The sequence below is a fragment of the Paenibacillus sp. OAE614 genome (assembly GCF_040546645.1).
GTDB lineage: Bacteria > Bacillota > Bacilli > Paenibacillales > Paenibacillaceae > Paenibacillus_AQ > Paenibacillus_AQ favisporus.
Window position 1 is genome coordinate 3,782,680 of sequence record NZ_JBEPOD010000001.1, and the last position, 12,043, is coordinate 3,794,722.

Here is a 12,043-nt window from a genome sequence, read left to right on the forward strand (position 1 = left end):
TGGCTTCTCTTAGAATGGTCCGATTACGACGGTTTGGGTTCGATCGAATGGGTTCCACGACAGCAGAAATCCATTTTACGAATGTTTTACAATCCGACATTTTACAAAATCCACGTTTAGCCAACTCCTCTCGTTCCGGATCGAACCGAAGTGAGCTTAAGCATTCATGTATTGGGCATTGAAGCGTTCCGGGCACGATGCTGCTCCTTCCGGATGTAAAGCTTAACGAAGCGGTTCTAATGTCATTTTCCCTAAATATGGATTATTAAAAGGCTTTCATCGAGATTGGCTTTTATAATGATCGCCAATTCGTTTCATACGCGGCTTACATTCACGAGTTAATCTTGGGATGTGGGAACGGTCTCACATTCAGAAAGCGGGGTTAGACATGAGTCATACGATCCGGGAAATTGCCCAGTTAGCCGGGGTGTCCAAGTCAACCGTATCCAGAGTCATTTCGGGAAAAGGTTATATCCACCCGGAAACAAGGGACGCGGTGCTTAAAGTCATTGAAGAACTGCAATATAAGCCGAACGCTGTAGCCAGGGCCATGGTATCCCAGCGGACGCACAACATCGGAGTCCTGATTTACCGCAGGGAGTACCCGATTGCCTCCCACCCGTTTTACGGCAAAATTGTGGATGCCATTCTGGCGACCGCGGCTCGCATGAACTATTCCGTCTTTGTGACGACGGATCATGAGATGTCGCTTCGATCCGCCGATTTTATGCTGGAGAAACGCGTGGACGGACTCATTCTGATCAGCCGGCTGCAGCAAAATGTGATCGATTATATTCACAATTTCGGCATTCCTTACGTCATGGTGAACGGATCTACCGATGTCGACAATGTGGTACATGTCGTTAACCGGGATCAGGACGGAGGCATGATGGCAGCCGAATATTTGACCGGTCTAGGGCACAGGCGAATCTTCGTGTTGGCCGGACCGCAGACCCACCGGAGCCATTATTTAAGACTGCACGGCTTTCGCGATTATTTGAATGGAATTGGATCTCCTCTCAATCCGTTATCACTCGCCTACCCGCAGGCATCCACCTTTGAGCAAGGATACGAAATGATGCGGCAGCATTGGCCTGATTTCAAGTCAGGAGGCTATACGGCCCTCTTTGCGACGAATGACATGATTGCGCTCGGTGCGATGAAATTTCTGATTGAGCAATCGGTCCGCATTCCGGACCAAGTGGCTGTTATCGGTTTTGATGGCATCGACGTCGCCTCCATTTATACCCCTTCCCTAACGACCATCAAGGTCGATACGGAAGCGATGGGCAGAACCGCCTGCACCCTCCTGGACAAGCTGATTGACCAGCAGCCGGTTAACGAGCTGGATATTGAGCTGGTGCCCGAACTGATTATTCGTCAATCTACTTAAATCCTATAAGTAAAAACGAAAGGAGATTGATCCATGCGCTGGTATTTCAAAGCCATCGGACCAAAAAAAATCTTTGAATTTGTTGCACTTGTCGTGTTTGTCATCTTTTTTATGGGGCCTCTGCTTAATTTGGCGATTCTGGCCTTCACAGGCAAATGGAATTATCCCGATCTGCTTCCCTCCGTATGGTCGCTGAAATGGTGGACCTTCGTCTTTCAACAGCAGGACATCGCCAAATCCATCGGGCTATCCTTTGTGATCGCAGCGCTGGTGACGGGCATATCGATCGTGCTCTGCATCCCGGCGGCGTACGCATTTGCCCGGATCCGTTTTCCGTTAAGCCGATTTTTCCTGTTCTCCTTCCTCCTCACCCATGCTTTCCCCAAAATGGGCCTATACGTGTCGATCGCCGTGCTGTTCTACAAGTTTGGTCTAATGAACACGCTGGCGGGAGTCATCCTGATCCACATTATTAATGTGCTGATGTTCATGACCTGGATCCCGACTTCCGCGTTCCGGAACGTTCATACGGCGCAGGAAGAATCTGCGAGAGATGTCGGCGCCAGCCCGTTCCGCGTGTTCCGGAGCATTACGCTGCCAATGGCCCTGCCCGGGATTCTGGTGGCTTCGATCTTCACCTTTTTGAATTCCCTCGATGAAGCGCAGGGCACCTTTCTGGTCGGTATTCCCGATTTCAAAACGATGCCGATCGTCATGTATTCGATCATCAGCGATTATCCGGCGTATGCCGGCGCGGTGTTCTCCATCATTTTAACGGCGCCTTCCATAATCCTGCTGGTGGCTGCCCAGCGTTTCGTCAGCGCCGACGTGCTGGCGAGCGGTTTCCAGATCAAATAAATAGATAGCGATAGATGTATTAAGGAGGTCCCTATGAACATTCAGTTATCGATTCAAAACCTGTCCAAACGCTATAAAACCGGCGATGGCGTATCGGATATCTCGCTGGACGTGCAGAAAGGAGAGTTGATCACCCTGCTCGGACCTTCCGGATGCGGAAAGACCACGGTGCTGCGCAGCATCGGCGGTTTTCTGGAGCCGGACTCGGGAGACATCTTGATCGAAGGAAAGAGCGTGGTAAAGGTTCCGCCTGAGAAGCGGCCAACCTCCATGGTATTTCAAGGCTACAATTTGTGGCCGCATATGTCGGTCCATGATAACCTCGCGTTTGGCCTGAAAATCCGCAAAATCAAAAAGAAGGACAGGGAAAAAGCGATTCAGGACGTGCTGGAGCTGGTTCGTCTTCCGGGAGCCGGCAGCAAATTCCCAGCACAGCTGTCCGGAGGCCAGCAGCAGCGGATTGCCGTTGCCAGGTCGCTCCTGCTGAATCCCGCCGTCCTGCTGCTCGATGAGCCTTTTTCGGCACTGGATGCGAAGCTTCGGCACGAGATGCGCGAGGAACTGCGGGAAATCCAGGCCAATACCGGCCTGACCATGGTTTTTGTCACCCACGATCAGGAAGAAGCATTATCGATTTCGGACCGGATCGTCGTTATGAATCACGGCAACATTGAACAAATCGCCTCTCCTCAGGAGATCTACGATGCGCCGAAGTCGCTCTATGTGGCCCAGTTCATCGGGAAAATGAACTTCGTAAAGGGGGTGATTGACGCAGATCAAATTACGGTTGGTTCTATCCGCTTCCCGAACCCCTCCCGTCTTTCGGGCAATGTCACGGTTGCCGTAAGGCCGGAAGATATTATTCTGGATTTGGCCGGCGGCAGCGGTCTGCCGGGCACAATCAAGCAAATCATGATCCTCGGGCATTATGCCGAAGTTTCCGTCGATGTACAAGGTTATGGCACCATCCGCGCCTTCCAGGCACGCGATCAAATCAATGAACTGTCTAACGGGCAGTCCGTGTCCGTTCAGTTTGCAAAGGTAATCGCGTATCCGTAAGGCGTAATTGGAATCAACCAACTTTACAAACCTATAGGAGGGTTTACTTCCATGTTGAATAAGAAATCGGCATTTGCATTTGTTACTTCCTTTGTCCTCGCGGCCTCCCTGCTGTCCGGCTGCGGCAGCAGCAAGGACGGCGGCGCGAGTTCGGCTGCTGAAGGTACGGGTACGTCAAGCAAACAGGTCGAATTTTCGTTTTATTATTCCGGATCGCAGAACGTAGACGATTTGTGGAAAAATTTGATTCCGATGTTCGAAGAAAAGAATCCCGACATCAAGGTTAAAGCCGTCTACGTGCCGTCGGGCACCGGAGCGCAGCCGACCTATGACCGCATTCTTGCCGCGAAGCAATCCGGCAAAGGCTCGGGTGATATTGACCTCTTTGAAGATGGCCTCGGGGTGGTGACCAAAGGGCAAAAGGACGATTTATGGGACAATTTAAGCACGGACCATATTCCGAATTTGAACAACGTGGACCAAAACACGCTGAACGATGTGTCTAACCTCGCGATCCCTTATCGCTCCTCGGCGGTTGTCCTTGCCTATAACAGCGAAACCGTCAAGGATGTGCCGAAAACGCTGGACGACGTATATGAGTGGATCCGCAGCCATCCGGAGCGTTTTGCCTACAACGATCCGTCGACAGGCGGTGCTGGAAGTTCCTTCGTCACGACCAGCATCTACAAATTTTTGCCCGAAGACGCGATTCACAACACGGATCCCAGCATTGAAAGCCAATGGGATCAAGGGTTCTCCCTCTTGAAGGATCTGGGCAAATACATGTACGGCAAGGGCATCTATCCGAAGAAAAACCAAGGCACGCTTGATCTGCTGACGAGCGGCGAAGTCGACATGATTCCGGCCTGGTCCGACATGGTGCTGGATCAGCTGGACAAAGGACAGCTCCCGGAAACGACAAAAATTACGCAAATCACGCCTGGATTTAACGGCGGTCCGACTTACTTGATGGTTCCGAAATTATCCGAGAAGAAAGACGCCGTGTACAAATTCCTTGATTTTGTGCTGTCGCCTGAAGCCCAGAATGTCGTCGTCGATAAAATGCACGGCTTCCCGGGCATCAAGCTGACGAACATGTCTCAGGAGGTTCAGGATTCCTTTAAAGGCGCTTCCGAAGGATTCCGTTCGTTCAACATCGGCGATCTGGACAAAGACATCAACAAACGCTGGCAAAGTGAAGTGGCCGCACAATGAGTAAATCATTCAAAAGAGGGATCCTGGGCATTTCCATGGTCCTTCCCTCCTTTCTCGTGCTGGTGCTGATTGTCGTCATCCCGATCATTAGTTCACTCCGCGAAAGCTTGAAGAATGATAACGGCGGGTATGATCTATCCAATTACACCTATTTGTTCACGGACAAATTGATGCGCTCCAACATTATTTTCACCTTGGAAATTACCTTTGTTTCCTCCATCCTGGTTTTGCTTATCAGCTATTCGCTGGCTGTGTATATGCGGTTCAATAACGGCTTTGCGGTACGGTGGATCCGGCGCACCTACATGATACCGATCTTTATCCCATCGGTCATTGCGACATACGGCCTGATTCAGCTTCTCGGCAACCATGGCTGGATGGCAAGGATCCTGTACCATCTGGGTACGGACAGCTTTCCAAGGATTATATTTGACATGAAGGGCATCATTCTCGCGAATCTTTGGTTTAATATTCCGTTTACGACGATGCTGCTGGGCTCGGCCTTGTCCGGCGTACCCGATGCAGTCATTGAAAGCGCAAAGGATGTGGGGGCCGGACGGATGAGAATCTTTTTCCGGCTCATTCTGCCGCTGACGTTCAAGACGCTGCTCGTCGCCCTTACCTTTGTATTTATGGGCGTGATCGGTTCCTTCACCGCTCCCTTTCTGATTGGACCCAATGCGCCGCAAATGCTGGGCGTGTCTATGGAGCAAATTTTCAGTGTGTTTCAGGACCGCCAGCTGGCGGCGGCCACAGCTTTCTTCACTTTCCTGCTTTGCTCTTTTGTCGGATATTTCTATATCCGCTCCATGATCAAAGAAGAAAGCGTGCGTTCATCATGAATACTTTACTCGTTAACGTACAGGGAGCTGTAACGCCAGAGTGCTCCAAAACGCATATCGCTTACCGTTTTTTTCTAGCCGAGTCTGGGGGACGGATGAAAATCGACTTTTCCTATAGTCCGAAAAATCTAGAGGATGGCGCCAAGGCGAAAATGCTGATTGAGCAGGGTCTTGATCGATATGTTGAAGATGAACTCAGGGAACAGGCCAAGTCCAAATGGCAGTCCTACCTTCCGCTCAAAAATTTGATCACGCTGTCCGTTGACGATCCGTCCGGTCACCGCGGGGCTGCCCACCGCCATGATCCCGAGCAGTATCTGTTTATTTCCGGGCTTGAATCGTCTCCCGGTCTGAGCAAAGGGGCTCTGCAAGCCGGCATGTGGACGGTTACCCTGAGCCTGCATGCCATCGTGACGGACGACTGCCGCTACTCGCTGCAAATCTGGCATGAGGAGGACCATGGATGAACTGGATGGCTTGTGAGCTTCATACCCATACCTTTCACAGTGATGGAGGTCAGAGCCTGGAAGAATTGGCTGCCAGCGCAAAAGCTCTTGGTTTTGACTGTATCGCCCTGACGGACCACAACACGATGTCCGGCTTATGGAATAAAGAGACGGTTGAGCAGCAGACGGGCATGAACATCATTCAGGGCATGGAATGGACCACCTTCTTCGGACATATGGTGACGCTTGGCGTGAAGGACTATATCGATTGGCGTCCGGTAGGTCCTGGTGACATTCACGCTGGACTCGCCCGGGTGCACGAGCAAGGCGGCATCGCCGGCATGGCCCACCCTTTTCGCCCCGGCAGTCCCATGTGCACCGGCTGCTATTGGGAATTCGAGCTCCGCGACTGGAATGACCTTGATTATATCGAAGTGTGGTCCACGACCTTTGCCCCGCTGAAAAATAACAACGCCCGTGCATTTCGCCTCTGGACCGACAAGCTGAACGAAGGCTTCCGGATCGCGGCGACTTCCGGCCGGGATTGGCACCGACAGGAACAGACGGATGAACCGCTGTCCGTCACGTATCTGCTTATGGAAGAGCATGGAGGCTCGATCACCGACAAGGCGGTCGCTGCCCTTTCCGCTGGAAGGGCCACCGTCACCCTTGGTCCGCGGCTCGATCTTGGCGTCCATTTCGGCGGCAAACTTTACGTCATAGGGGATGCCGTCCCAGAAGGAACTTCGCCGGATCACACGATCGAATTGCAGGCAACTGCCGATTTCGAGGCACGGAAAGAGCATTGGGAGCTGCCGGAACAAATCTATACCTTGCGCTTTCACAGCAATCTTGGTATGGTATCGGAACTCCCCTATGCTGCAGATAGCAAGGGCTGCAATGTGACGCTTTCACGCGAAGGATTGCGGTGGGTGCGTGCGGAGCTGTGGGGAACAATCCGCGGGATTCGCACGATGATTGCCTTTACCAACCCCATTTATTTTGATGAACCGGGAGGTGCAATAACGCGCAATGACAGCACCATTTCCACTGATCACGGCACACAGCGGCTGTATGGATACGCTCGATAATACGCTATCCTCGATCGAGACCGGCATCCGGCTTGGCGCCGACATTATTGAAGAAGACGTCCGGGTCACCAGGGACGGGATCGCCGTGCTTGCCCATGATGATGAATGGCGGACGGAGGACGGCAGGCTCATTCATATTTCGAAAATGAGTATGGCAGAACTGCAGGAGCTGGTTCTCGGCGTAGACTACGCCGGCAAATCCGGGACGATGACGATCGCAAGGCTGAATGAGATGCTGGCCAGGGTCCAGGCTGCCGGTATCACCGCGAATCTGGATCTCAAAACCGATGACAGCGTCGAAGCGGCTGCGGCGCTCATTCATCACTACAAGATGGTGGACCAAGTCTTGCTGACAGGATGCGGACCCGACCGGGCCATGCTTGTGCAGCAAACGCATCCGGAGCTTAGGAAGCTGCTCAACGTCGACACGGAGCTTTTTCTAACCCAAGAGTATACGGATGCCGTCCGTCGTACCTGCGAGGATGCAGCTGCCGCAGCTTGCATCGGCCTCAATGTTCCGTACCAGCTGGTCAGGGAGGAACTGTTGGAACAGGCTGCAGCCCGCTCGCTTCCGGTTTTCGTGTGGACCGTCAATGAGGAGACATGGATGGAACGGTTCGCAAGTATGGGAGTCGCCTCCATTACGACGCGGAACGTCGATGCTTTGGTCCGGCTCAAGAGAAGTTTGACCACGGAAACAACAAAGGTCCCGGAATAATTCCGGGACCTTTTGCTGTACGATCTCATTTTGCCACTCCATCAGCAGCGGATAAACGGAGATCTTCCGCCTTAGTTCGTATGCCGATCTCTAAATTCGAAAATATCATCGACCGCTTGCCGGTAACCACCTGATTTGCGAAAGGATTCGCCCAACCTTGCGGCGGCTTCCTTGAAAGAAGCGTGGCTTAATACCAGGTCTGCCGCTTCCCGCAACTGATGGGCCGTCAAGCTCTGCATGTCTAAGGTCATGCCCGCACCGGTACGAGCGACTTGCCCCGCGATGACCGGCTGATCCGCGCTGAGCGGGAGGACAATAAGCGGAACTCCGAAGTAAAGACCTTCATGGGCACTGTTCATCCCGCCGTGTGTAATAAATAGCTGGGCGTGCTGCAGCACTTCGGTTTGTGGAACATAACTTTTGACGATGAAATGATCCGGGATGTCTCCTAAATCGGATATCGGGGTTTTACTCCCGATTGACATGACAATCGTATGATCGGAACTTCCAAATGCCTCAAAACAAAGCTTATAGAAATCCAGCGCCTGATTCATGACGGTGCCCAGTGAAATGTAGATCGGGCTTTTCCCCTGGATTTCAGAAAGGTCAAAGTCATCTTCCATGGACCGCGAAGCGATGGATGGACCCACAAATTTATACGACGGATCGAATGTATCCCCTCCCGGTTGGAACTCCCTTGCTGTATAGACAATCGTAAGTGATGCAGGGTTACAAAACGCCTCGTAAGGAGAATGGATCTCGACTCCGTATTTTTGCTGGATCATGGCCGTCAGGCTTTGATACTTATCGTTGATCGGTTTAGTGATCTCTTCAGGGAGATCGTTGAAAAATTGTTCCATCTTATGGTCGAAAGATGGTTTGGACTCTGCAAAAGTACTGCAAGAGCTGATGGCGGGAAGTTTAAGAATCTCCGCCAGCAAACGTCCGCAGCCGAACATGGAGTCATGGATGATATAGTCAAAATGCTCTCCCTGGATCTGTTCAAGAACGCTGGGAATCACCACATCAGCCGTCATCAAGAGACCGTTGACCCTTTCCAGCAAATAGTTTCTTCCGCCGGAGATAAAGGCTTTGATAAATTTCTGGTCGTCAAATGTTCGTACGACCGCTCCCGCTTTCTCTAACCTCTCCCGAAAAGCTTCGATGCAAAAGTACACAACCTCTTCCCCGCGCGAGGTCAGCTCCTGAACAACGCCAATCGTTGGATTGATATGCCCTTCTGATCCGGCATTAATAAATAGAACGCGTGCCATATTCAATACTCCTTTCCTGTATTACAATGGTAAACCCTATGTCAGTAAGCTGGTCTGTTTCAACAAGCCTCGTCTTCTTGGGCATGGTCTGCAAGTCAACCAGATGTCGCCTATTCGCGTCATTAATGTATCCATCCAGCGACATCGTCATGCTTAAGCGATCATCCGCAGCTTCTCCACAAACAGAAGCAGAACGAGCCCCTGGCCAATCCCAGCGGTTCCGGTCCATCGCCCATTCAGCCCGTTCGTGTCCGCCCCAGCTCTCCGGACTGCTGAACATCAGATAGCGGTAGACGCGGTCCGCCGCAGCCTTCAGGTCCGTTTGCTCCATTTGCATTCCCTGAACGCTCCTTTATATGTAGTTGTTTCGATAGTCTGTAGGGGTCAGTCCAAACTGCTTCTTAAACGTTTCGCGAAAATGGTCCTGATCAACATAACCGATCCGGTCACATACCTCGTAAATCCGATTTGCGGGGTCCTTCAGCAGCCGGGCCGCCTCTTCCATACGCAGTTTGACGATCCAATGGTTGATCGTCATGCCGGTCACTTCCTTGACCAGGGCGTTTACATACTTCTCGCTAAGGCCAACCCCACTTGCAACGTCCCAAAGCGACAGATCCTTCCGCGAATAATTTTCACGAATGGCCTGGATCGCTTGTTCGACGAGCTTCTTCTTCTTGAGGCTGCCAGACCACTCAGCCATTGGCAGCGTCTGGGCCAGATTGGGCAGGCGATCCCTAAGCCTTTGTTCCATAAGCTCGACACCGCGCTGTTCCTCCCGCTCCTTGTGCAGCTCTGCAACGATTCTAGCGAATACTTGCTCGATCTCCTCCGGATCGATCGGCTTCATGATGTATTCCAGCACCTGTAGCTTGATCGCCTGCCGCGCGTACTCGAATTCGTTCAGCCCCGACAGGATGATGCACCTAATTTCCGGCTTGCTGGCCCGGAACGCCTTAATCAGCTCCAGGCCATTCCCCTTCGGCATGCCGATATCGGTAAGCAGCAGATCCGGAGGATCGCGCTTCAGCCATTCGAGCGCTTCCTCTCCGTTCTTGGCGGCTCCGACGAGTTCAATGCCGAGCCGCTCCCAGTCGATGGAGCGTGACAGCGTCTCCCGGACGAGTTTGACGTCCTCGGCGATCAGCAGTTTATACATCAGGCGATTCCTCCTCAGGGTCGATTTGAACATAGGAACGCAGCGGGAGTACAACTTCAATGCATGTTCCTTCGTCTACGGGCACGTAGCGCAGCCCAAAGCCTGGCCCGCAGTACAGTTGTATCCGCCGATGCACGTTCAGCGTTCCATAACCGTTCTCGGCAGATGAGTTTGACGTTAAACCGTGTTCCCCCGACTCCTGCTCCCGCAGCACACGATTGCGCTCCTCTATGTTGCAGCCTTTTCCATTGTCTTCGATGCGCAGAATAAGCGTAGTCCCTTCCGCCTGTGCGGTAATCGCGATCCGGCAATCGTCCGTTCGCCCGGCAAAGCCGTGAACGATGGCATTCTCCGCAAGCGGCTGTAGAATAAAGTGAGGAATGACGATGTCCTGCAGATCGGAAGCGATATGAAACTCGGCGAGCAGATCGTCGTGCATCATTTGCTGGATGTGCAAATAGGCTTCTACCTGCTTGATCTCATTGTCCAAGGAGATCCATGTTCGGCCCCGGTTCAAACCGAATCGGAACACATTGGCAAGCGAACGCACAATCGCGCTCGTCTCCCGGTCTCCAGCCAAAATGGCACGGCAATTGATCAGATCGAGTGTATTGTATAGAAAATGAGGGTTTATCTGGGCATTCAGCAGTTCCAACTGAAGCTGGCGGCGCTCAATCTCCTCCTCAAAGCTCTTCTCAATCAGGCCGTGAAGCGTAACCAGCATGGACGCGAATTTCTCGTTCAGCGTCTCGACTTCGTGGATGCCTGACTTCAATTTAGGCAGCGGCTCACGGAATGCAAGCTCTTCGGGACGCTGAACAGCGTTAACGAGCCGGGTGATCGGTACGGTAACCCGTATGACGATACGCCGCAGCCACAGTCCTGCGATCAGTACGGCGGCGATCGCAGCCAAAGCGCCGATCGCCGAGATGGCAAACGTGTATCTTCCGAAGTGGCTCTTTGGAACGGTGGTCAAAAGCTTCCAGCCATTGTCCATTTTTACGCACGTGACACGGTGCACCGTCCCTTCGACTTTCGCGTCGGCCGAGCTTCCATCGCAGTTGGCCGATCGAACGAACGGAAGCCCGCCGGCCGGTTCGAGAAATGCATACCGTTCGCTGTAAATGACGCGGCCTTCTTCATCCACCAAAAGGTGAAAGCCTGATGTCAGCGCAGCGTTCTCGAACAGGCTCCGGATGCTTCCGGTATCCGCCCCGATCATGACGGTGCCGATCACGCGGCCGTCCTTGGTGCTAATTTTCTTGGTTGCCGAATAGATCATCGCTGTCCCCGAGCGTCCGGCCTTCTGTCCCCACCAGACGTTGCGACGCCCTCCGGAAATCAGATCACGATACCAGCTCTCGTTCTGCAGGTCCGTTGATTTGTAAATGCCGGTCACCGGGGCGAAGTGGTCGGTCGCGAGGGTGTACAGGCCGCTCTCCGGCTCCAACGCGACGGCGACGACATATGTCTGTTGAACGATACTGCCGGAATTGGCATCATTCAGCAGTGACAAGAGAGACAGATTCTGCAAATTCGTCTGCAGGGTGAAGAAGTCGTTGACCGCTTCGTAGGGCGCTGAATGCTCCGTCTCGAGCAAATTTTCGATCGATTGGTTGGACAGCAGAAACGCGGCCATATTGTTCATCGTGTCCAGCTGATATTCCAGATTGCGGTGCACGAACTTCATTGATTGTTCCGCCATCTGACGCGTGTGTTCATTTTGCACCCGAATGAGAATGTAGCTTGCCGAAGCGGCGAACAGGGCGATGACCATCACGACCAGCGCAAAGACCGGCAGACTGATCCGAGCCAGCAAGCTGGTGTGACGCTTATTCGTGACCATCGCCAAGTCCTCCTTTGCCAAATTGCCTTTCATAACCTCCAAGTAAATCACAATCTATAATCATCATGGAGGCGTACGCTTATTTAGCTTCTTCCCTCTTTCCACCTAGATCTCCTGCATGATCGGCGTGATGCTGGCGGCT

Annotated in this window: 12 protein-coding genes; 8 read left to right on the top strand and 4 right to left on the bottom strand. The window is 52.6% G+C overall.

The window, feature by feature from the left end; translation table 11 throughout:
* Positions 1-388: 388 nt before the first annotated feature.
* Genes ABIE48_RS17365 through ABIE48_RS17400 form a run of 8 tightly spaced genes read left to right on the top strand, consistent with a single transcriptional unit; the run spans position 389 to position 7,622 of the window.
* The gene (locus tag ABIE48_RS17365) at positions 389-1,393 is read left to right on the top strand and encodes a LacI family DNA-binding transcriptional regulator (RefSeq protein WP_145018083.1); all 1,005 of its coding nucleotides are present in this window, start codon (positions 389-391) and stop codon (positions 1,391-1,393) included.
* 33 nt (positions 1,394-1,426) lie between these two features.
* Positions 1,427-2,251: an ABC transporter permease gene (locus tag ABIE48_RS17370; protein ID WP_076164462.1), complete on the top strand. Its 825-nt coding sequence runs from the start codon at positions 1,427-1,429 to the stop codon at positions 2,249-2,251.
* Between the two features lie 33 nt (positions 2,252-2,284).
* The gene (locus tag ABIE48_RS17375) at positions 2,285-3,310 is read left to right on the top strand and encodes an ABC transporter ATP-binding protein (RefSeq protein ID WP_145018081.1); all 1,026 of its coding nucleotides are present in this window, start codon (positions 2,285-2,287) and stop codon (positions 3,308-3,310) included.
* Between the two features lie 51 nt (positions 3,311-3,361).
* Positions 3,362-4,525: an extracellular solute-binding protein gene (locus ABIE48_RS17380; protein WP_116230061.1), complete on the top strand. Its 1,164-nt coding sequence runs from the start codon at positions 3,362-3,364 to the stop codon at positions 4,523-4,525.
* Positions 4,522-5,367, top strand: a complete 846-nt coding sequence (locus ABIE48_RS17385) for an ABC transporter permease (protein ID WP_192713778.1) — start codon at positions 4,522-4,524, stop codon at positions 5,365-5,367. The genes ABIE48_RS17380 and ABIE48_RS17385 overlap by 4 nt, the downstream gene beginning before the upstream one ends.
* On the top strand, positions 5,364-5,834 hold the full coding sequence (locus tag ABIE48_RS17390; RefSeq protein WP_192713777.1) for a hypothetical protein: 471 nt from the start codon (positions 5,364-5,366) through the stop codon (positions 5,832-5,834). The genes ABIE48_RS17385 and ABIE48_RS17390 overlap by 4 nt, the downstream gene beginning before the upstream one ends.
* Entirely contained in the window at positions 5,831-6,904 is a 1,074-nt protein-coding gene (locus ABIE48_RS17395; protein ID WP_145018075.1) for a CehA/McbA family metallohydrolase, read from the top strand. Before ABIE48_RS17390 ends, ABIE48_RS17395 begins: the two co-directional genes overlap by 4 nt.
* Complete coding sequence (locus ABIE48_RS17400) at positions 6,846-7,622, top strand: glycerophosphodiester phosphodiesterase (RefSeq protein ID WP_145018073.1); 777 nt, start codon at positions 6,846-6,848, stop codon at positions 7,620-7,622. Before ABIE48_RS17395 ends, ABIE48_RS17400 begins: the two co-directional genes overlap by 59 nt.
* 71 nt (positions 7,623-7,693) lie before the next feature.
* On the opposite strand, the gene ABIE48_RS17405 is transcribed toward ABIE48_RS17400, so the two are convergent.
* The 4 genes from ABIE48_RS17405 to ABIE48_RS17420 are packed head-to-tail and all read right to left on the bottom strand — an operon-like array spanning position 7,694 to position 11,901.
* Positions 7,694-8,896, bottom strand: a complete 1,203-nt coding sequence (locus ABIE48_RS17405; protein ID WP_192713776.1) for a macrolide family glycosyltransferase — start codon at positions 8,894-8,896, stop codon at positions 7,694-7,696.
* On the bottom strand, positions 8,874-9,233 hold the full coding sequence (locus ABIE48_RS17410; RefSeq protein WP_192713775.1) for a hypothetical protein: 360 nt from the start codon (positions 9,231-9,233) through the stop codon (positions 8,874-8,876). Before ABIE48_RS17410 ends, ABIE48_RS17405 begins: the two co-directional genes overlap by 23 nt.
* Positions 9,234-9,248: 15 nt before the next feature.
* Positions 9,249-10,055 (bottom strand): response regulator transcription factor, encoded by an 807-nt coding sequence (locus tag ABIE48_RS17415; protein WP_192713774.1) that lies wholly within the window; start codon positions 10,053-10,055, stop codon positions 9,249-9,251.
* Complete coding sequence (locus ABIE48_RS17420) at positions 10,048-11,901, bottom strand: cache domain-containing sensor histidine kinase (protein ID WP_192713773.1); 1,854 nt, start codon at positions 11,899-11,901, stop codon at positions 10,048-10,050. The genes ABIE48_RS17415 and ABIE48_RS17420 overlap by 8 nt, the downstream gene beginning before the upstream one ends.
* Positions 11,902-12,043: the final 142 nt, after the last annotated feature.

Excerpts from the sequence above, each read along its gene's own strand:
- ABIE48_RS17365 (WP_145018083.1), top strand. The coding sequence starts at position 389 with ATGAGTCATACGATCCGGGAAATTGCCCAGTTAGCCGGGGTGTCCAAG.
- ABIE48_RS17375 (WP_145018081.1), top strand. The coding sequence starts at position 2,285 with ATGAACATTCAGTTATCGATTCAAAACCTGTCCAAACGCTATAAAACC.
- ABIE48_RS17415 (WP_192713774.1), bottom strand. The coding sequence starts at position 10,055 with ATGTATAAACTGCTGATCGCCGAGGACGTCAAACTCGTCCGGGAGACG.
- ABIE48_RS17410 (WP_192713775.1), bottom strand. The coding sequence starts at position 9,233 with ATGCAAATGGAGCAAACGGACCTGAAGGCTGCGGCGGACCGCGTCTAC.
- ABIE48_RS17370 (WP_076164462.1), top strand. The coding sequence starts at position 1,427 with ATGCGCTGGTATTTCAAAGCCATCGGACCAAAAAAAATCTTTGAATTT.
- ABIE48_RS17385 (WP_192713778.1), top strand. The coding sequence starts at position 4,522 with ATGAGTAAATCATTCAAAAGAGGGATCCTGGGCATTTCCATGGTCCTT.
- ABIE48_RS17390 (WP_192713777.1), top strand. The coding sequence starts at position 5,364 with ATGAATACTTTACTCGTTAACGTACAGGGAGCTGTAACGCCAGAGTGC.
- ABIE48_RS17405 (WP_192713776.1), bottom strand. The coding sequence starts at position 8,896 with ATGGCACGCGTTCTATTTATTAATGCCGGATCAGAAGGGCATATCAAT.
- ABIE48_RS17420 (WP_192713773.1), bottom strand. The coding sequence starts at position 11,901 with ATGGTCACGAATAAGCGTCACACCAGCTTGCTGGCTCGGATCAGTCTG.
- ABIE48_RS17395 (WP_145018075.1), top strand. The coding sequence starts at position 5,831 with ATGAACTGGATGGCTTGTGAGCTTCATACCCATACCTTTCACAGTGAT.
- ABIE48_RS17380 (WP_116230061.1), top strand. The coding sequence starts at position 3,362 with ATGTTGAATAAGAAATCGGCATTTGCATTTGTTACTTCCTTTGTCCTC.
- ABIE48_RS17400 (WP_145018073.1), top strand. The coding sequence starts at position 6,846 with ATGACAGCACCATTTCCACTGATCACGGCACACAGCGGCTGTATGGAT.